Genomic DNA, 16,884 nt, shown 5'->3' with positions numbered 1-16,884 from the left:
GTAAACTCAGCCATGTCTGCACAAATAAGTAGCGACATTACCCTCATTCAGCGTGCACGCATTTTTGCGAGCAAGGAATAGATAAAAAAAGCCGAGCCAATCGATGCTGATCTACAAAAGTAAAACGGCCAGCGAAGCACACTTTGGATGCCGTCATTCGGCAAACATTTCAAGGAAATCTTGAACGCGTGAAAGGCGACGGGAAGTAAAGCTTTTCGCAGAAACTTTTCAACTAAAATTGCATAGGACAAGCTTTTTGTTTTTCCAGTCGCCGCGACCACTTCCTCATTCGTCAATTCGTCCAAGCACTTTTTTCTGAACGCTACGTTTTCCTTAAAAACCAGTTCTCTCATGCGGACGCCAACTTGGCTACCGTGAACCCTGCCGATGACCAACGCTTTCGGCGAATGAACAAATGTGTAGCTCTCGGAAAACCTGAACCAAAGGTCATAGTCTTGGGTAGCGCGCAATTTTTCGCTAAATAATCCGTGCTCCAAAAATGCGCTACGAGGAATAAGAAGAGAACAACCGTGAATCCTGTTGTCTGTGGCGATCTGATATCGGAAGCAACGCGGAGCCGTCATATCGAGTCGCGTTTCTTTCAACTCTTGTTGATCAATAAAAAAGGTTTGATAGTTGCTATAAGCAATCACGCGCTCCGAGCTGGGCAGGCCTAACAGCAACTCAATCTGGCATTTTACTTTATCCACAACGTACAGGTCGTCGTGACTGAGCCAAGAAAAGTAGTCGCCAGTCATTTTTTCGATGCCTAGATTCAGCGCCGTGGACACGCCGCCATTGGGCTTTGAATAATAGATTATCTTGTCAGCAAATTCCCTAGCAATCGCCTCTGTTTGACCGGCGTCGTTCGAACCATCGTTAACTACAATTATTTCTATATTCTCATAGTCTTGCGCGAGTGCGGATTCGATGGCATCACGCAAGAAGTTGGCACCATTGAATACGGGAATGACGATCGAGACTTTGGGAATTGGCTTCATTTCAAGAAATTAATAATCCATTCAAGATCGTGACGAGTTCAGACTTTTGAGATTGCCGAGGTGTAGATTTTAATTAAAGAATCTGCAATCACAGGCTCGCTATAACGTTCAATGCATCTCGCCCGTATCTCATGCGGATTGAATGCTGTATATTCGGTATTGAGCCGCACCATAGCTCGCCCCAATTCATCCACGTCATCCACGTCGACTAGGATTCCATCTCCTTCCTCCACGATAGATTGAGGTCCTCCACATCGTGTCGCGATGACGGGTTTTCCCGAAGCGAGCGCTTCAATCAGAACAACCCCGAACGTCTCGTAGTCACTGGACAAGATGAATGCATCGGCTGTGCTCATCGCCTCGACCACTTGGGAGCGCGACAGCATCCCGGGAAATTTCACGCGAGCAGCCACACCCAGGTTTTCCGCCAGCCCCTTCAGCGCGTTCATTTCGTTTCCGTGCCCGCCAATCACTAAGCTGACATGGACGCTCTCCGAAAAGTATTTCGCAAAAGCCTTGATGATATTTTTTTGATTCTTGTTTTTATTCATCAAAGCGATGTTAAGAAATACAAAACCTTGAGAATCTTTTATTTTTCTTATAGGGGTATCAATAAATTTTTGACTTACAATATTTGGAACGACACCCCAAGACGCGTTTCTCCTAGGAAGCCTTTTATCCAAATTAATTGAAAAGCTCTTCGACACCGAAAAGGCCTGTGCCGCTCCATGCTGAATCTTGTCAGCGATTCCAAGACTTGAATTAGTCACTCCCCCGCGCGCGAAGGCCGAACTATGTTCGGTGACAATATATGGGATTCCGTAGCGCGAGTTGACTCTGAGGGCAACAACGCCTGCGTACAGCATGGAATGCACATGCACAATTTCGGGCAACCCATGCGTTCTTATATATTTTTCAAAAAGTTGGATCCCAAAATACTCCCATAACTTCTTTATTCCAATAGGGAAGCGGGGGAACCAATTTTTCCCATAGGATCGATAGGTAAAAATGCCTTCGTCAATTTCAAACTCCGGGATACCATGCTTCTCTTTGGAAAAAATCCCGTTTCGAAGAGAGCTGAAATGAGGGTAAATGACGCCGACCTGACAGCCTTGTTTATGAAGTGCCTGCGCCTGCTCACGAAAAAAGCTTCCGCCGATATCGCTGCGAGAGACTGGGTACCAAGACGGAATGAACAATATATGCACGGTCACTCCTACTTCTATGCCACAGCGTCGAGATTGCAAGAATTCATTCGATTTATAATTTTCAAGACTCGGAAACTCGTCGTTTCAGCAATCAATCCTTTGCGGAAGAGATCGAAGTCTTTAGCGCGGCAAAGATTTCATTTTGAAGCGATCCGTCCAGATATGCGTGCATTGGAAGACTCAGTACCTCCTGAGCCACGGAATCACCGACGGCGAGCTTGCCCCCCGCATCCGCCACCGCCGGCTGCTGATTCAACGGAATCGGGTAATGCACAACCGTCGGCACCCCGGCCTCTTTCATCCGCGCCTGAACACCTTCCCGGTCAGCGATGCGCACCGTGTATTGCGCCCAAGCACTCTGGTTGTGCGGCTCGACATACGGCGCCACAGCTGCGGCAGCAGCGCCCCAGCCCTTCCCCAGCAGTCGCCCGTATTCCGCAGCCACCTGCTGCCGGCTGGCGATCTCGTCATCGAAGATCTCCAGCTTCGCCAGCAGCACCGCCGCCTGCAAGGTATCCAACCGGCTGTTCACTCCCACCCGAATGTGGTGGTACCGCCGGTCCTGCCCATGCCTCGCGATCTGCCGCATCACCTTCGCCAGTTCCTCGTCATTGGTGAAGATGGCGCCGCCGTCGCCATAGCAGCCCAGCGGCTTGCTCGGAAAAAAGCTCGCGCAGGCAATGGTGCTGAGGTTGCAGCTCTTGCGGCCCTTATAGGTCGCGCCAAAGCTCTGCGCCGCGTCCTCGATCACCGGAATGCCGTGCCGGGCGGCAATTGCATTGATCGCATCGAAGTCCGCGCACTGTCCATACAGGCTCACCGGAACAATGGCCTTGGTGCGCGGCGTGATCGCGGCTTCCAGCAGCGCCGGGTCGAGGTTGTAGGTGCGAGGGTCGATGTCCACGTACACCGGCTTGGCCCCCAGCAACGCCACGGTCTCTGCGGTAGCAATGTAGGTAAAGCCGGGCGTAATCACTTCGTCGCCAGGCCCGATGCCCAGCGCCATCTGCGCGATCTGCAAGGCATCGGTGCCATTGGCTACGGTAATGCAGTGCTTGGCGCCCGTGTAGGCCACCAGCTTCTCTTCCAGCTCGGCGACTTCAGGACCAAGGATGTATTGGCCATGCGCCAACACGCGCTGAATGGCGGCGTCGATCTGGTCCTTGATGCGGGCCTGCTGGGCCTTGAGGTCGATGAATTCGATCATGGGGTGCTGGCTTCCAACTTGGTCACGGCCTTGCCGTCGAGTACATAGCGAGCGCCGGTGTGCGCGCAAATGGCTTCTGCCGTGCCTTGCAGCGGCAATGCGAGTTGTTCGCCGAACTCGCTCATCCAGCCGATCTGCCTGGCGGGCACGCCAACCATGAGCGCATAGGCCGGCACGTTCTTGTTGATCACGGCACCGGCGCCCACAAATGCGTATTCGCCCACGGTGTTGCCGCAGACGATGGTGCAATTGGCGCCCAAGGTTGCACCGCGCTTCACCAGGGTGCGGCGATATTCGTCCTTGCGCGTGACGGCCGAGCGCGGGTTGTAGACGTTGGTGAAGACCATGCTCGGTCCGCAGAACACGTCGTCCTCCAGCGTGACCGCGTCGTACACGCTGACGTTGTTTTGGATCTTGACATTGTGGCCAATGGTCACGTCGTTGCCGACGTACACGTTCTGACCCAGCGAGCAACCCTGGCCAATAGACGCTTGTGCACTCACATGCACCCAATGCCAGATGCGGGTGCCGTCGCCAATGCGGGCCCCTTCGTCGACGATCGCGGTGGGGTGAGCTTTGTATGCCATGCCGACCTTCCGGCGCGTCAGGCCAAGCCGCGCACGAACGGATGCACTTCGCCCTGCTCGCCCTGCACGGACGTGGCGCTGCGGATCACGTCAACGGTCTCGATGCAGTGGCGCGCGTCCTCGAGACCGTAGCCGCGGCCCGCCAGGATCTCTTGGTAGCTCACGGTGTGCAGATCGGTGAAGCCTTCGGAGAACTCGAGCTTCTCGCCGCTGATGTCGATGTTGCGGAAGGTGGTCTTCTTGCCCTTCACGTCGGCCGGCAGGTCGTTGGCGTCGATCGACAGAAACCAGCGTACGCGAGCGCGTTCGTATTCGAGGTAGCCGGCCGCCTTGGCCGTGCCGCTGTAGTGCACCACATTGCGCTGCAGCTTGCCGAAGATGAAGTGCAGCATGTCATAGAAGTGCACGCCGATGTTGGTCGCCACGCCGAACGACTTGCGGTTGTCTCCCTTCCAGCTTTCCATGTACCACTTGCCGCGCGAGGTGATGTAGGTCAGTTCCACATCGAACTTGGCATCGGCTGGCGCAGCGGCGACTTTGTCGCGCAGCTTGAGGATGGCGTCGTGGTGGCGCAACTGCAGGATGTTGAAAACCCGCTTTCCGGTTTCCTTTTCAACACGCTCGAGCTCGTCGACCAAGTCGGGCGTGGGCACCAAGGGCTTCTCGCAGATCACGTCGCAGCCCAGGCGCAGGCCCGCGGCAACGTGCGGGTGGTGCAGGTAGTTGGGGCTGCAGATGGCCACGTAGTCCAGCGCCGCGGCGGGGCTGCGCTTGAGCTGCTGCGCATGCTCGTAGAAGCGCTCGAACTCGGTGAAGAACTCGCTCTGCGGCGAGATACTGTCGATGATGCCGACCGAATCGTTGATGTCGTAGGCCACCGCCAGGTGGTTGGCCGTGTCCTTGATGGCGCGCATGTGGCGCGGGGCGATGTATCCGGCGGCGCCGATCAGTGCAAAGTTTTTCATGTCTGAAGAAGAAGCGAGCGAACGGAAAATGACTTAGAGGCGGAACACGGAGAAGCCGCTCTCACGCGCCTCCTCCGCGCTGAAGAGGCTCTTGACGTCGACGAGCACGGGCTCCTCGCCACGGCACAAGGCGCGCAGCTCAGCCATCGTCGCGCCGCGGTACTCGTTGTGGCCCACCGCAACGACGAGCGCATCGACCGGATGCTCAGCATCGACCTGGCCGAACTTCAGGCCGTACTCATGCGCAACCTCTTCGGCATCCGCCCACGGGTCCACGATTTCGACGCGCGCTCCCCAAGCCTCGAACTCACGCACCATGTCCACGATCTTGCTGTTGCGGATGTCCGGGCAGTTCTCCTTGAAGGTGATGCCCAGAACGCCGATCCGGCAGCGCGGTACGTCCATTCCATTCTTCAACATCAATTTGATGGTGTTGCGCGCCACATAGCGAGCCATGTTGTCGTTGATGCGGCGTCCGGCCAAGATCACCTGCGGGTGGTAGCCAACCTGCTCTGCCTTGTGCGTGAGGTAGTAAGGGTCCACGCCAATGCAGTGCCCGCCCACCAAGCCTGGACGGAAAGGCAGAAAGTTCCATTTGCTACCGGCGGCTTCGAGCACATCGAGCGTATCGATGCCCAGGCGTTCGAAGATCACGGAGAGCTCATTGACCAGCGCGATATTGAGGTCGCGCTGCGTGTTCTCGATCACCTTGGCGGCCTCGGCCACTTTGAGACTTGCTGCCTTGTGCGTACCTGCGGTGATAATCTCGTTGTAGAGGCCATCGACCATGTCGGCCACTGCAGGGGTGCTGCCGCTGGTGATCTTCTTGATCTTGGTAAGCGTGTTGACCTTGTCGCCCGGATTGATTCGCTCCGGGCTGTAGCCGCAGAAGAAATCGACGTTGAATTTCTTTCCGCTGTGCTTTTCCAGCACAGGCACGCAAACCTCCTCCGTCGCGCCCGGATATACGGTCGACTCGAAGATCACGATCGCGCCCTGACGCATGACCTTGCCAACGGTTTCGCTGGCCTTGATCAATGGCGTGAGATCGGGCCGATTGGCGTCATCGATGGGTGTGGGCACAGTGACGATGAAAACGCTGCAGTCGCGCAAATCATCAAGGTGAGAAGTGAAGGTCAACTGGACGGCGGCCTTCAACTCCTCCGTCGTGGTTTCGAGCGTGTGATCGTGACCACTCTGAAGCTCGGAGATGCGCTTGACGTTGATATCGAAGCCGACTACCGGACGCTTCTTGCCAAACTCCACAGCAAGAGGAAGCCCCACATAACCAAGACCGATGATTGCAATTGGCTGATTCGGATGAATGATTTGCATATTGGGAACACGGGAAAATTTTGGCAGCGCCACCCTAATGAGAACCATGCCCCATCGCGCCTGATCGATCTTCTCTAAAGCCTGGTCACGACGTTCGCCATCCGGGCTGCGAATAGGTTCCTAGCGTCAGTTGTTATGCCTGACGTAAATCTCGCTGGCGGTATTCGCCACAGACGCCGACGGAAGGATCAGACTGACCACGCGGTTCCACTTGACCAGCGGCACGGGATCGATGTAGACAACGTCCTGCGACTGCAGCCGGAATTGGCTCGCTATGGCCAGCGCTGCCGGGTTCTTCGCATTGAGATTGAAGATGGCAGGCGCTCCGGTCGCACCTTGACGAATGACGTAGATCTGCCCAGCGCTGGCCGTCGCATTCATCGGCCCGCCGGCCTCACCCAGCGCCTCGCTTAGACTGAGGCGTCCGTTGCTCCGCATGGGCAAGGCCAACGGCGCGAGCACTTCACCCATCAGAAAGACCTTCGAGTCTTCTCGGTTGGCGACGCGAACGGTATCGCCGTTCTTCAACGGAATGCTGTTGCCGTCGTAACCTGCCTCGCGCAAAGTGGTCAGGTTGATCGGTATCGATACCCCGTCGCGAATAATCGTGACCGCAGAGCGATTGCCCGCTGCGGTAATACCCCCCGCGCGATTGATAGCCTCGCTCAGCGTCATCGGCACATCCGTGAAGATCTGAGAACCTGGCGTGCGGACCTCGCCCTCGACATACGCGCGACGGCTTCTGAAGGATTGAATTCGAACAGTCACTTGCGGATCACGAATATGGGGCCTCAATAGCTTGACCATCAGGTCCGAGGCGTCGCCTTCACTTAGGCCCGCAATACGAACGCGCCCGATGTATGGGAATGCAACTTCGCCATCAGCATCGACTATGAAACCTGGAGCAACCTGCACGCCAGTAGGATCTGCAGCTTGTGAAATGACCGCGCCCGCGTTCGGCAGCAGTTCGGGATGGTCGTAAACAATGACGCCGACCACATCTCCTGGCCCGATCGTGTACCGCGCACTCTTGCCAAACAAGGCCTGTACCTCCGGCGGCACACCCTTCGGCGCAGCCTCGGCCAAGGTACGAACCAGCGCAAGGGAAATGGGCGTGATCTCACCCTCGGGCGCGCCATCCGGCAGATAGCGAAAGTCGTTCGGCAACGGACCGGCGGCATCGTAAGGCTCGACGCTCCCCATGCCCGGTGCGATGGCACACGCCTGCAACACCACCACGGACGCCAGCAGAGCCCACCTCAGAAAACTCGATTCTTTTTTCAATTTCAACCCCCACGGAAAATCAATTTTCGCCATCGTCAATTTCGAATTCGGGACAAGCCCTACCTCAACAAAACCCGAACCAAAAGATTGGCTGGCCCAATGGGGTGCACATAGCGTCTTCTCAAAACGATCCTCATCGCAAGACTGATTGATTGTTGAACAACCCAGACCCCCAGGCGCATCTGCGCCTGGCCTCTGACGCGGTGGTCAGCAGCCTCCCTGTTTGGCTGTTGGTCAAGAGACCTGCGGGATTTCCCTCCCCAGGCCAACCCGGCATTGTCGCTGCACGTGACGACTGCTATCCCGGCTTGTAAGTTGCAAAAGATTGTGTCCAACCTTGCTCGGCAGGCCAATCATAGGCGAGTCCCCTTGGCTTTCCTCGTTTCAACACCCCCTGCCCAGCAAACCAATCTACTCGAAGAAGAAGACTTTTTTATAACCTTCGTAGCATTGCCAAAGTGTTAGCGATCCTTGTGTCAGCACCGTTTTCCGTAGGCCATGTTGCTGAACTCCCACGAAAAAGCTGCGAAAGAAGGCCTTCCCCGCGAATGTAAAGTTGCGAAAAAGTTCGCGCATCACCCGCTTGAGGGAGCACGGGGTCGTGAGGGCTCGCTCCGACCGGACAAAAATCGAAACAATTAGCGACAAATTGGATCCCGCCCGCGCTGGATCGGCGCCAATCCATCGCGCCGTCAGCGATCCAGATTTGGCTCAGCTTTGTGAAAGACTTCATGGGGCTCAGGCACCACGCCACGCCGAAGACCCCGGCCGCCCCGTGCATACTGGCGCCTCCCTCAACCCCAGTGCTCCAGCACCCTCCCAACCATGACCATCCTCAGCGAATTCAAGGAGTTTGCCGTCAAGGGCAATGTCGTCGACCTGGCGGTCGGCGTGATCATCGGCGCGGCCTTCGGCAAGATCGTCGATTCGCTGGTGGCCGACATCATCATGCCCATCGTCGGGCTGGTGTTCGGCAAGCTGGACTTCTCTAACCTCTACGTGGTGCTGGGCACGGCGCCGGCGGGTGTCGCCAACACCCTGGCGGACCTCAAGAAGGCCGGCGTGCCGGTGCTGGCGTACGGCAACTTCATCACCATCGTGGTCAACTTCGTGATCCTCGCCTTCATCATCTTCATGATGGTCAAGCAGATCAACCGCCTGCGCCGCACGGAAGAAGCCGCGCCGGCCGCCCCCGCCGCACCGCCCGAAGACATCGTGCTACTGCGCGAGATCCGCGACAGCCTCAAGCGCTCCTGATGCGCAGCGCGGCCCGTTGCGGGCCGCGCATCACTCCTCAGATACCGGCCAGCGCGCGCGCCATGCGCAGCGCCTCGATCAGGCTCGATGCATCCGCGCGGCCGGTGCCCGCGATATCGAACGCCGTCCCGTGATCGGGACTGGTCCGCACCAGTGGCAGCCCGAGCGTCACGTTCACGCCCTTCTCCACCCCCAGGTACTTCACCGGGATCAGTCCCTGGTCGTGGTACATCGCCACCACCACGTCGAACTCGCCGCTGTCGGCCACGCCGGGCTGCTTCGCGCGCGCGCGCATGAACACGGTATCGGGCGCATGCGGGCCATCGGCGGCGATGCCTTCGGCGCGTGCCGCGGCGATGGCGGGCACGATGATCTCCTGCTCCTCCGAGCCGAAGAGTCCGCCCTCCCCGGCATGCGGATTGAGCCCCGCGACACCGATGCGCGGCGCGCGGCCCAGGGTGCGCGAGAGTGCGTGATGGGTGATGCGCAAGGTCTCGAGCACGCCGTCGAAGGTGACGGCCTCGATCGCCTGGCGCAGCGACATGTGGATGCTGACGAGCACGGTGCGCAGCTCGTCGTTGGCCAGCATCATGCGCACGGGCACCTCGGCCACGTCGCGGCCCAGATGCGCAGCGGCTTCGGCCTGCAGCAGTTCGGTATGGCCCGGAAAGGGAAATCCCGCCGCCGACAACGCTTCCTTGTGCAAGGGTGCGGTGACGATGGCGGCGATCTCGCCGCGCAACGCGGCCCGCGCCGCCCAGACGACCGCATCGCCCGCCGCGCGCCCCGCCTCGGCGCTGATGCGGCCATGCACCACCCCCACGGGCGGCGCGATCGCCTGCAGCACGGGCACGCAACCTGGCGGAACGTCCAGCGCCTCGGCTGGCGAAGCAATCTCGACCACGGGCCAGGCCGGCTGTCCAGGCACCGACAGGGCCTGCAGCGCCGCCCGCATCGTCGCCACGTCGCCCGCCACGAAGGCGCCCCGCGTGGCCTCGGGCGCATCGCGAAACGCCTTGCCGATGATCTCGGGCCCGATCCCCGCGGGATCGCCGAGCGTGATGGCGACGGGCCTTCCGCCCACGGATGCCTCGCCCGTCATGCCGGGTTGTCGATGTCGATGAACTCGTGCTGCAGCCCGAGCTGCGCGGCCACGTGTTCGGCCACGGCAGGCGCGCCGTAGCGCTCGGTGGCGTGATGGCCGCAGGCCAGGAAGGCCACGCCCATCTCGCGCGCGTAGTGCGCCTGCGGTTCCGAGATCTCGCCGGTGATGAAGGCATCGGCGCCGGCCGCGATGGCAGCCTCGAAGTAGCCCTGCGCGCCGCCGGTGCACCAGGCGATGGTCTTGATCGGACGATGGGCGGTGTCGACCAGCGTCACAGGCCGCTTGAGCACCTTCTCGACGTGAACGGCAAGCGCCTTCGCATTGGCCAGGGTCTCGCCGTCCTCGAGGCCGCCGAGAAAACCCAGCTCCTGCTCGCCGAAGCGCCCGGTCGATCCGGGATGGGCCAGCAGGCCGAGCTGCAGGCCGAGCTGCGCGTTGTTGCCGAGCTCGGGATGCGCGTCGAGCGGCAGGTGGTAGGCGAAGAGGTTGATGTCGCGGTTCAGCAGCAGCGCCAGCCGCTGCTTCATCCAGCCGGTGACGCGGCCGTCCTGGCCGCGCCAGAAGAGGCCGTGATGGACGAAGATGGCATCGGCCTCGGCGCGGATCGCGGCCTCGATCAGCGCGCGGCTCGCGGTCACGCCCGAGACGATCTTGCGCACGGTGGTGCGGCCCTCGACCTGCAGGCCGTTCGGTCCGTAGTCCTTGAAGCGCTCGGGAGCGAGCAGCAGGTCGAATGCGTGCAGCAGTTCGTGGCGGGTGGTGCTCATCGCGACATTGTCGCGCCCCCGCCCGACGCGACGCCAGCCCGCATGGGGTGGCCACGGGCGGCCAGGGGCCAGAGCGCGAGCACGAAGCCCAGCGCGGCCAGCACCGCCACGTAGTGCGCGGGCGCCATGGGGTCGTGCTGCAGCCAGAGCGTGAGGATCACCGGCGTGAGCCCGCCGAAGACGGCATACGACATGTTGTAGGCGAACGAAAGCCCCGTGAAGCGCACCGGCGCCGGAAAGGCGCGCACGCCGGCGATCGGCACGGTGGCGATGGTGCCCACGAACAGCCCCACCAGTCCGTAGTGCCAGAACAGCGTGGCCGGCGTGCCGGGCAGGCCGGTGTAGAAGAGATAGGCGGTCGCGAACAGGCCACCCCAGCCGATCAGCATGACGGCACGCGTGCCGATGCGGTCGCTGGCCCAGCCGACGATCACGCAGCCGATGGTCAGCGTGAGGGTGGCGAGCGCATTGGCCTCGAGCGCCAGCGCGGCCGGGATGTGGTGCACCTTCTGCAGGTAGGTGGGCGTGTAGAGCACCACCACCACGATCGCGGCCGACAGCACCCAGGTCTGCAGCGCGACGAACACGCTGGCGCCGCGGTGCTCGCGCAGCACGGTGCGCAGCGGCAGCTCGCGCGCCACGCTGCGGCGGTCGGCCAGCTCGCGGAACACGGGGGTCTCGTGCAGGAAGCGGCGCAGGTACACCGACACCAGCCCGAACACGCCGCCGAGGATGAAGGGGATGCGCCAGGCGAAGTCGTGCACCTGCTCGGGCGCGTAGTGCCGGTTGATGGCCACGGCCACCAGCGAGCCCAGCAGGATGCCGCCGGTGATGCCCGAGGTCAGCGTGCCGATGCCGAAGCCGTAGCGCTGCGCGGGCACGTGTTCGCCGACGAACACCCAGGCACCGGGCATCTCGCCGCCGATGGCCGCGCCCTGCAGCACGCGCATGGCCAGCAGCAGCAGGGGCGCCGCCACGCCGATGCTGGCGTAGGTGGGCAGCAGGCCGATCACCAGCGTGGGCGCGGCCATCAGGAAGATCGACAGCGTGAACATGCGCTTGCGGCCGAGCAGGTCGCCGAAATGGGCGATCACGATGCCGCCGACCGGCCGGGCCAGGTAGCCGGCCGCGAAGATGCCGAAGGTCTGCAGTTGGCGCAGCCAGTCGGGCATGTCGGCCGGGAAGAAGAGCGCGCCCAGCACGGTGGCGAAGAAGACGTAGATGACGAAGTCGTAGAACTCGAGCGTGCCGCCGAGGGCGGAGAGGGCGAGCGTCTTGTAGTCGCGGGCATCGAGCGCGCGGGCCGGGGCCGGCGCTGCGCCGTCCGGGGTGGTTGCGTGTGAAGTCATGGCGGGCGGAAAGTCGTGGCCGCGCACCGGGGCCGCGGGGCCGGATGGGAAGCGAAAGCGGTGCGCCGACGAAATGCCCGGCCGCGTCCACCGGATGGGCGGGGCGGGGGCGAAGGAGAGCCGGGCCGGTAGGCCCGGGGCCACGATGCTAGGGGTTATCCCTTATTGGCGCCTCGACCTTCAGTGAATCTCGACCGGCCGGCGCGGTCTTCGCCCCCCTGCCGTTGAGAGACAATCGTCGACGATGCCGCGCTCCGCGGCCTTTTCCCCCTCAGCGCCTTCGCCTTCGCGCCTTTTCACCAAGTTTTCATGAAACGCACCTGGCTGCTCTTCGCCCAAGCCGTGACCGTCCTGCTGGCGGCCTATTTCGTGGTCGCCACGCTCAAGCCCGAATGGATCAACCGGCGCACGACCTCGCTGGGCGGCGTGGTATCGATCATCGAGGCGCCCGCGAGCTCGACGCCCGGCGTGCCCGCGCCCGGCAGCCTGAGCGCCGCGGCCAAGAAGGCCTCGCCGGCGGTGGTGAGCATCAACACCAGCAAGGCGGCACAGCGCCATCCGCGCAGCAACGACCCCTGGTTCCGTTTCTTCTTCGGCGACCAGGACGACCAGCCCCAGGTCGGCCTGGGCAGCGGCGTGATCGTGAGCACCGACGGCTACATCCTCACCAACAACCACGTGGTCGAGGGCGCCGACGAGATCGAGGTCACGCTCAACGACAGCCGCCATGCGCGCGGCAAGGTGATCGGCACCGATCCCGACACCGACCTGGCCGTGCTCAAGATCGAGCTCGACAAGCTGCCAGTGATCGTGCTGGGCAGCTCCGACGAACTGCAGGTGGGCGACCAGGTGCTGGCCATCGGCAATCCCTTCGGCGTCGGCCAGACCGTGACCAGCGGCATCGTCTCGGCGCTGGGCCGCAACCAGCTCGGCATCAACAACTTCGAGAACTTCATCCAGACCGACGCGGCCATCAACCCCGGCAACTCGGGCGGCGCGCTGATCGACGTCAACGGCAACCTGCTGGGCATCAACACCGCGATCTACTCGCGCTCGGGCGGCAGCATGGGCATCGGCTTCGCCATTCCCGTGTCGATGGCCAAGATCGTGCTCGAGGGCATCGTGAAGGAAGGCCAGGTGCGTCGCGGCTGGATCGGCGTCGAGCCGAACGAGCTGTCGCCCGAACTGGCCGAGACCTTCGGCGTGAAGGCCGACGCGGGCGTGATCATCACCGGCGTGCTGCAGAACGGCCCGGCCGCCAAGGCCGGCATCCGCCCCGGCGACGTGATCACCGCGGTGGGCGACAAGAAGACCGACAGCGTGCAGGCGCTGCTGACGGCGGTGGCCGGCCTCAAGCCCGGCAGCACCGCGCGCTTCGCGCTGCAGCGCGGCAGCGACAAGATGGAACTGGACGTGATGCCGGGGCTACGGCCGAAGAGCCCGGTGCGGCAGGTGCCGAACCAGCAGGAGTGACGAACGAGACGCGCGGGCCCCGGGTCCGCGGCGCCATGAAAAAAAGCGGCCGACAGGCCGCTTTTTCTTTGCCGGATCCGGAAGATCCCAGCCGCTCAGGGCGGCGTGGTCGACGAGGAATCCGCTTCCTCGTCCTCCGGCGCCTTCGAGACGCGCGAGAAGTACTTGGCCCCGATGATCCCCACCTCGTACAGCACGCACATCGGGATCGCCAGCGCGAGTTGCGACACCACGTCGGGCGGCGTCAGCACGGCGGCCACGATGAAGGCCACGACGATGAAGTAGCCGCGGAAGGAGCGCAGCTTCTCGATGGTCACCATCTCGAAACGCACCAGCAGCATCACGACGATCGGCACCTGGAAGGCAACGCCGAAGGCGAGGTACAGCGACAGGATGGCCTCGACGTACGAGGAGATGTCGGGCGTGGCCGCGACCGCGGCCGGCGTGAACTTCTGGATGAAGCCGAACATCTTGTCGAGCACGAACAGCTGCACGAAGGCGATGCCCGCATAGGCCAGGAGGCTGCCGAAGATGATCAGCGGCAGCGCGAAGCGCTTCTCGTGGGTGTAGAGGCCGGGCGCCACGAACATCCAGGCCTGGTACATGAGCCACGGCAGCGCGAGCAGCACGGCGGCCATCATCAGTACCTTGAGCGGCACGAAGAAGGGCGAGAACACGCCCACGGCGATCAGCTTGGCGTCGGGCGGCATGTGGGCACGGATCGGCATCGCGATGATGTCGATCAGCCCCCCCGGGCCGGGCCAGATCGCCAGCAGGATGCCGGCGATCGCCATGCCGTAGACGCAATAGAGCAACCGGTCGCGCAGCTCCATCAGGTGCGCGACGAAAGGCTGCTCGGTGCCGGCGAGCTCGTCTTCTTTGTTCTTGGAGTCGGAATCAGCCATTGAGGAGATGGAAAGCGTGGGCTGCCGACGGGCGGCGCGCGTGGGAACGCTGGGTGGAGGGGAAAACGCGCCGCGCCGCTGCTAGCTGACCTTGTGCGGCCGGTAGCGCGCGACGCGCGCCGCGCCCGACAGTGCCTTGGTGCGCACGCCGTTGCGGGACTTGTACCACTGCGGCGTGGCGCCCTGCTTGAGGCGCCAGTTCTTGCGCGGATGCTTGTAGACCGGCATCACCGGTTCCGGTTCGGCCAGCGCCGAGAGGGTTTCGCCCGCGGGGGTGGAGAACTGCTTCTCGAGGTCGCTCACGCCCGAGTGGATGTTCTGCTCCACGTCGCGCGCCGCGTCCTCGACGGTGCTCTTCATCTTGCGGAGCTCGTCGAGCTCCATCGAGCGGTTGACCTCTGCCTTGACGTCGTTGACGTAGCGTTGCGCCTTGCCGAGCAGCGTGCCGACGGTGCGCGCCACGCGCGGCAGCTTTTCGGGTCCGATGACGATCAGCGCCACGACGCCGATCAGCGCCATCTTCTCAATGCCGAGGTCCAGCACGTGTCGCCCGGATCAGGACTTGTGGCGTGCTTCGACGTCGATCGTCGGCTTGTCGGTGGCGGCCGACTGGCTCGTGACCTGGGCGGCCGGGCCGGTGGCGGTCGGTGCGTCGGAAGAAGCGCCGTCCTTCATGCCGTCCTTGAAGCCCTTGACGGCACCGCCGAGGTCGGAACCCATGTTCCGAAGCTTCTTGGTACCGAAGATCATGACGACGACGAGCAGCACGATCAGCCAGTGCCAGATGGAAAAAGAACCCATGGAAGACTCCTAAGAATGTGCCGATTTTAGTCGCGGCGAATGTGACAAATTTACTTAACGGCTCAGCCGCGAAGCCAGGGGCGCGGACCGCCCATGACATGGACATGGAGATGATGCACCTCCTGCCCCCCTTCGGTCCCCGTATTGACCACCACCCGGTAGCCGCCTTCCGGGTAGGGGTTGCACCCTTGCTCCAGCGCCAGCCTGGGCGCCAGGGTCATGATCTTGCCCATCAGCGCCGCGTCGTCGGGCGTCAACTGGGCCATCGAGGCGATGTGCTTCTTGGGCACCAGCATGAAATGCACCGGCGCCCAGGGCGCGATGTCGTGGAAGGCGAAGACGTCCTCGTCCTCGTAGACCTTGCGCGACGGGATCTTGCCCTCGACGATTTTGCAGAAGATGCAGTTCGGATCAGATGACATCGTTGGGTTCCATGGGACGGCCGTCGTTCATCCGGATCATGCCTTTCACGATCCGGTAGAGGAACCACAGCGAAATCAGGCTCCAGGCGATCCAGCCCGGGACGAAGAGCAGCAGCCAGAGCCACGAGGTGACGATGTACAGCAGCCCGGCCCAGAGCACCGAGCGGATGCGCCAGCTGAAGTGCGAGGCCTGCCAGGTGCCGGCCGCGTCGTCGCGCTTCACGAAATCGATCACCAACGCCACCAGCAGCAGCAGCACCGAGGCCTGGGCACCGGGCACCACGGCGCCGATGGCGACGATCAGGTGCAGGATGTAGCTGACCCAGCCCCAGGTCTTGAGCGAGTCGTCGGGCTGAACGTTCACGATGTCGTTGGGCATGGCGATGTCCTTTCGGTCGTCAGAGTCATCCCTCGGCGCTCAGGCGGTCACTCGCTGGCGGCTTCGCGGGCCTGCACCTTGCGCAGCGCCTTTTCCTCGATGCCGCTGGTGCCTTCGCGCCGCTCGAGCTCGGCCACCACCTCGGCGGGCGACAGGCCGTAGTGCGCGAGCGCCACCATGGTGTGGAACCAGAGGTCGGCCACTTCGTAGACCACCTTCGTGCGGTCGCCGCCGTGGTCGGCGTCCTTGGCCGCCATCACCACTTCGGTGGCTTCCTCGCCGATCTTCTTGAGGAAGGCGTCGGGGCCCTTGTGCAGCAGCCGCGCGACGTAGCTCTTCTCGGGGTCGCCGCCATTGGCGGGCAGGCGGCTTTCGATGACCGCGGCCAGGCGTGCGAGGGCGTCGTTGGTGTTCACGGTGCCGCTCATTTGTAGATCGATTCCGGGTCTTTCAAGACCGGCTCGGTCACGGTCCACTGGCCGTTCTCGTACTTGTTGAAGAAGCAGCTGTGGCGGCCGGTGTGGCAGGCGATGCCGGGCTCGTGGCCCAACTGGGTGACCTTGAGCAGCACCACGTCGTTGTCGCAGTCGAGGCGGATCTCGTGCACGGTCTGCACGTGGCCCGATTCCTCGCCCTTGAACCAGAGCTTGCCGCGCGAGCGGCTGAAATACACCGCGCGGCCGAGTTCGGCGGTCTTCTCGAGCGCCTCCCGGTTCATCCACGCGAACATCAGCACGTCGTTGGTGCCTTGTTCCTGGGCGATCACCGGCACGAGGCCGTTGGCGTCCCATTTCACTTCATCGAGCCAGATCATGGGCAGGATTGTCGGCGATCGGCCG

The 16,884-nt window shown here is 62.1% G+C and carries 19 protein-coding genes; 2 read left to right on the top strand and 17 right to left on the bottom strand.

Going from position 1 to position 16,884, the window contains the following annotated elements; translation table 11 throughout:
• Nucleotides 1-47: 47 nt before the first annotated feature.
• The 7 genes from KV106_RS10115 to KV106_RS10085 all read right to left on the bottom strand — a co-directional run bounded on the left by KV106_RS10115 (nt 48) and on the right by KV106_RS10085 (nt 7,620).
• Nucleotides 48-1,001, bottom strand: a complete 954-nt coding sequence (locus KV106_RS10115) for a glycosyltransferase (RefSeq protein WP_261209892.1) — start codon at nt 999-1,001, stop codon at nt 48-50.
• A gap of 38 nt (nt 1,002-1,039) precedes the next feature.
• Nucleotides 1,040-2,209: a glycosyltransferase gene (locus KV106_RS10110; protein WP_261209890.1), complete on the bottom strand. Its 1,170-nt coding sequence runs from the start codon at nt 2,207-2,209 to the stop codon at nt 1,040-1,042.
• Between the two features lie 91 nt (nt 2,210-2,300).
• On the bottom strand, nt 2,301-3,416 hold the full coding sequence (locus KV106_RS10105; protein ID WP_261209888.1) for a DegT/DnrJ/EryC1/StrS family aminotransferase: 1,116 nt from the start codon (nt 3,414-3,416) through the stop codon (nt 2,301-2,303).
• Nucleotides 3,413-4,003, bottom strand: coding sequence for an acyltransferase (locus KV106_RS10100; RefSeq protein ID WP_261209887.1), 591 nt, complete (start codon nt 4,001-4,003; stop codon nt 3,413-3,415). Before KV106_RS10100 ends, KV106_RS10105 begins: the two co-directional genes overlap by 4 nt.
• Nucleotides 4,004-4,020: 17 nt before the next feature.
• Nucleotides 4,021-4,968 (bottom strand): Gfo/Idh/MocA family protein, encoded by a 948-nt coding sequence (locus tag KV106_RS10095; RefSeq protein ID WP_261209885.1) that lies wholly within the window; start codon nt 4,966-4,968, stop codon nt 4,021-4,023.
• A gap of 33 nt (nt 4,969-5,001) precedes the next feature.
• Complete coding sequence (locus tag KV106_RS10090) at nt 5,002-6,303, bottom strand: nucleotide sugar dehydrogenase (protein ID WP_261209883.1); 1,302 nt, start codon at nt 6,301-6,303, stop codon at nt 5,002-5,004.
• A gap of 126 nt (nt 6,304-6,429) precedes the next feature.
• Entirely contained in the window at nt 6,430-7,620 is a 1,191-nt protein-coding gene (locus KV106_RS10085; RefSeq protein WP_462982916.1) for a polysaccharide biosynthesis/export family protein, read from the bottom strand.
• Nucleotides 7,621-8,412: 792 nt separating this feature from the next.
• Between KV106_RS10085 and mscL the strand changes: the two genes are divergently transcribed.
• Complete coding sequence (gene mscL, locus KV106_RS10080) at nt 8,413-8,844, top strand: large conductance mechanosensitive channel protein MscL (RefSeq protein ID WP_208511627.1); 432 nt, start codon at nt 8,413-8,415, stop codon at nt 8,842-8,844.
• Nucleotides 8,845-8,881: 37 nt separating this feature from the next.
• On the opposite strand, the gene pdxA is transcribed toward mscL, so the two are convergent.
• The 3 genes from pdxA to KV106_RS10065 are packed head-to-tail and all read right to left on the bottom strand — an operon-like array spanning nt 8,882 to nt 12,065.
• Nucleotides 8,882-9,946 carry a 4-hydroxythreonine-4-phosphate dehydrogenase PdxA gene (gene pdxA, locus KV106_RS10075; protein ID WP_261209876.1) on the bottom strand — a complete coding sequence of 355 codons (1,065 nt, stop codon included), beginning with the start codon at nt 9,944-9,946 and terminating at the stop codon, nt 8,882-8,884.
• Nucleotides 9,943-10,716, bottom strand: a complete 774-nt coding sequence (locus tag KV106_RS10070) for a Nif3-like dinuclear metal center hexameric protein (protein ID WP_261209874.1) — start codon at nt 10,714-10,716, stop codon at nt 9,943-9,945. Before KV106_RS10070 ends, pdxA begins: the two co-directional genes overlap by 4 nt.
• Nucleotides 10,713-12,065 (bottom strand): MFS transporter, encoded by a 1,353-nt coding sequence (locus tag KV106_RS10065; protein WP_261209872.1) that lies wholly within the window; start codon nt 12,063-12,065, stop codon nt 10,713-10,715. Before KV106_RS10065 ends, KV106_RS10070 begins: the two co-directional genes overlap by 4 nt.
• Nucleotides 12,066-12,374: 309 nt before the next feature.
• Here KV106_RS10065 and KV106_RS10060 point away from each other — a divergent pair, with 309 nt between their 5' ends.
• Complete coding sequence (locus KV106_RS10060) at nt 12,375-13,538, top strand: S1C family serine protease (protein ID WP_057595250.1); 1,164 nt, start codon at nt 12,375-12,377, stop codon at nt 13,536-13,538.
• A 95-nt stretch (nt 13,539-13,633) separates the two neighbouring features.
• On the opposite strand, the gene tatC is transcribed toward KV106_RS10060, so the two are convergent.
• From tatC to hisI, 7 genes are all read right to left on the bottom strand, one after another.
• Nucleotides 13,634-14,443 (bottom strand): twin-arginine translocase subunit TatC, encoded by an 810-nt coding sequence (tatC, locus tag KV106_RS10055; protein WP_057595251.1) that lies wholly within the window; start codon nt 14,441-14,443, stop codon nt 13,634-13,636.
• An 81-nt stretch (nt 14,444-14,524) separates the two neighbouring features.
• Nucleotides 14,525-14,986: a Sec-independent protein translocase protein TatB gene (gene tatB, locus KV106_RS10050; RefSeq protein WP_057595252.1), complete on the bottom strand. Its 462-nt coding sequence runs from the start codon at nt 14,984-14,986 to the stop codon at nt 14,525-14,527.
• Nucleotides 14,987-14,998: 12 nt separating this feature from the next.
• On the bottom strand, nt 14,999-15,244 hold the full coding sequence (gene tatA / locus KV106_RS10045; protein WP_057595253.1) for a Sec-independent protein translocase subunit TatA: 246 nt from the start codon (nt 15,242-15,244) through the stop codon (nt 14,999-15,001).
• A gap of 62 nt (nt 15,245-15,306) precedes the next feature.
• Complete coding sequence (locus KV106_RS10040) at nt 15,307-15,666, bottom strand: histidine triad nucleotide-binding protein (RefSeq protein WP_057595254.1); 360 nt, start codon at nt 15,664-15,666, stop codon at nt 15,307-15,309.
• Nucleotides 15,656-16,045, bottom strand: coding sequence for a DUF4870 family protein (locus KV106_RS10035; RefSeq protein WP_057595255.1), 390 nt, complete (start codon nt 16,043-16,045; stop codon nt 15,656-15,658). The genes KV106_RS10040 and KV106_RS10035 overlap by 11 nt, the downstream gene beginning before the upstream one ends.
• 47 nt (nt 16,046-16,092) lie before the next feature.
• Nucleotides 16,093-16,473 (bottom strand): phosphoribosyl-ATP diphosphatase, encoded by a 381-nt coding sequence (locus KV106_RS10030; protein ID WP_057595256.1) that lies wholly within the window; start codon nt 16,471-16,473, stop codon nt 16,093-16,095.
• Nucleotides 16,470-16,859 carry a phosphoribosyl-AMP cyclohydrolase gene (gene hisI / locus KV106_RS10025; protein ID WP_057595257.1) on the bottom strand — a complete coding sequence of 130 codons (390 nt, stop codon included), beginning with the start codon at nt 16,857-16,859 and terminating at the stop codon, nt 16,470-16,472. Before hisI ends, KV106_RS10030 begins: the two co-directional genes overlap by 4 nt.
• Nucleotides 16,860-16,884 lie beyond the last annotated feature (25 nt).

The sequence above is a fragment of the Variovorax endophyticus genome (genome assembly GCF_025376855.1).
Taxonomy (GTDB): domain Bacteria; phylum Pseudomonadota; class Gammaproteobacteria; order Burkholderiales; family Burkholderiaceae_C; genus Variovorax.
Note: the sequence above shows the minus strand (reverse complement) of the source record. Positions and strands in the feature narration are given on the sequence as shown.

Excerpts from the sequence above, each read along its gene's own strand:
- KV106_RS10115 (WP_261209892.1), bottom strand. The coding sequence starts at position 1,001 with ATGAAGCCAATTCCCAAAGTCTCGATCGTCATTCCCGTATTCAATGGT.
- KV106_RS10105 (WP_261209888.1), bottom strand. The coding sequence starts at position 3,416 with ATGATCGAATTCATCGACCTCAAGGCCCAGCAGGCCCGCATCAAGGAC.
- KV106_RS10100 (WP_261209887.1), bottom strand. The coding sequence starts at position 4,003 with ATGGCATACAAAGCTCACCCCACCGCGATCGTCGACGAAGGGGCCCGC.
- KV106_RS10095 (WP_261209885.1), bottom strand. The coding sequence starts at position 4,968 with ATGAAAAACTTTGCACTGATCGGCGCCGCCGGATACATCGCCCCGCGC.
- KV106_RS10090 (WP_261209883.1), bottom strand. The coding sequence starts at position 6,303 with ATGCAAATCATTCATCCGAATCAGCCAATTGCAATCATCGGTCTTGGT.
- KV106_RS10085 (WP_462982916.1), bottom strand. The coding sequence starts at position 7,620 with ATGGCGAAAATTGATTTTCCGTGGGGGTTGAAATTGAAAAAAGAATCG.
- mscL (WP_208511627.1), top strand. The coding sequence starts at position 8,413 with ATGACCATCCTCAGCGAATTCAAGGAGTTTGCCGTCAAGGGCAATGTC.
- pdxA (WP_261209876.1), bottom strand. The coding sequence starts at position 9,946 with ATGACGGGCGAGGCATCCGTGGGCGGAAGGCCCGTCGCCATCACGCTC.
- KV106_RS10070 (WP_261209874.1), bottom strand. The coding sequence starts at position 10,716 with ATGAGCACCACCCGCCACGAACTGCTGCACGCATTCGACCTGCTGCTC.
- KV106_RS10065 (WP_261209872.1), bottom strand. The coding sequence starts at position 12,065 with ATGACTTCACACGCAACCACCCCGGACGGCGCAGCGCCGGCCCCGGCC.
- KV106_RS10060 (WP_057595250.1), top strand. The coding sequence starts at position 12,375 with ATGAAACGCACCTGGCTGCTCTTCGCCCAAGCCGTGACCGTCCTGCTG.
- tatC (WP_057595251.1), bottom strand. The coding sequence starts at position 14,443 with ATGGCTGATTCCGACTCCAAGAACAAAGAAGACGAGCTCGCCGGCACC.
- tatA (WP_057595253.1), bottom strand. The coding sequence starts at position 15,244 with ATGGGTTCTTTTTCCATCTGGCACTGGCTGATCGTGCTGCTCGTCGTC.
- KV106_RS10040 (WP_057595254.1), bottom strand. The coding sequence starts at position 15,666 with ATGTCATCTGATCCGAACTGCATCTTCTGCAAAATCGTCGAGGGCAAG.
- KV106_RS10035 (WP_057595255.1), bottom strand. The coding sequence starts at position 16,045 with ATGCCCAACGACATCGTGAACGTTCAGCCCGACGACTCGCTCAAGACC.
- KV106_RS10030 (WP_057595256.1), bottom strand. The coding sequence starts at position 16,473 with ATGAGCGGCACCGTGAACACCAACGACGCCCTCGCACGCCTGGCCGCG.
- hisI (WP_057595257.1), bottom strand. The coding sequence starts at position 16,859 with ATGATCTGGCTCGATGAAGTGAAATGGGACGCCAACGGCCTCGTGCCG.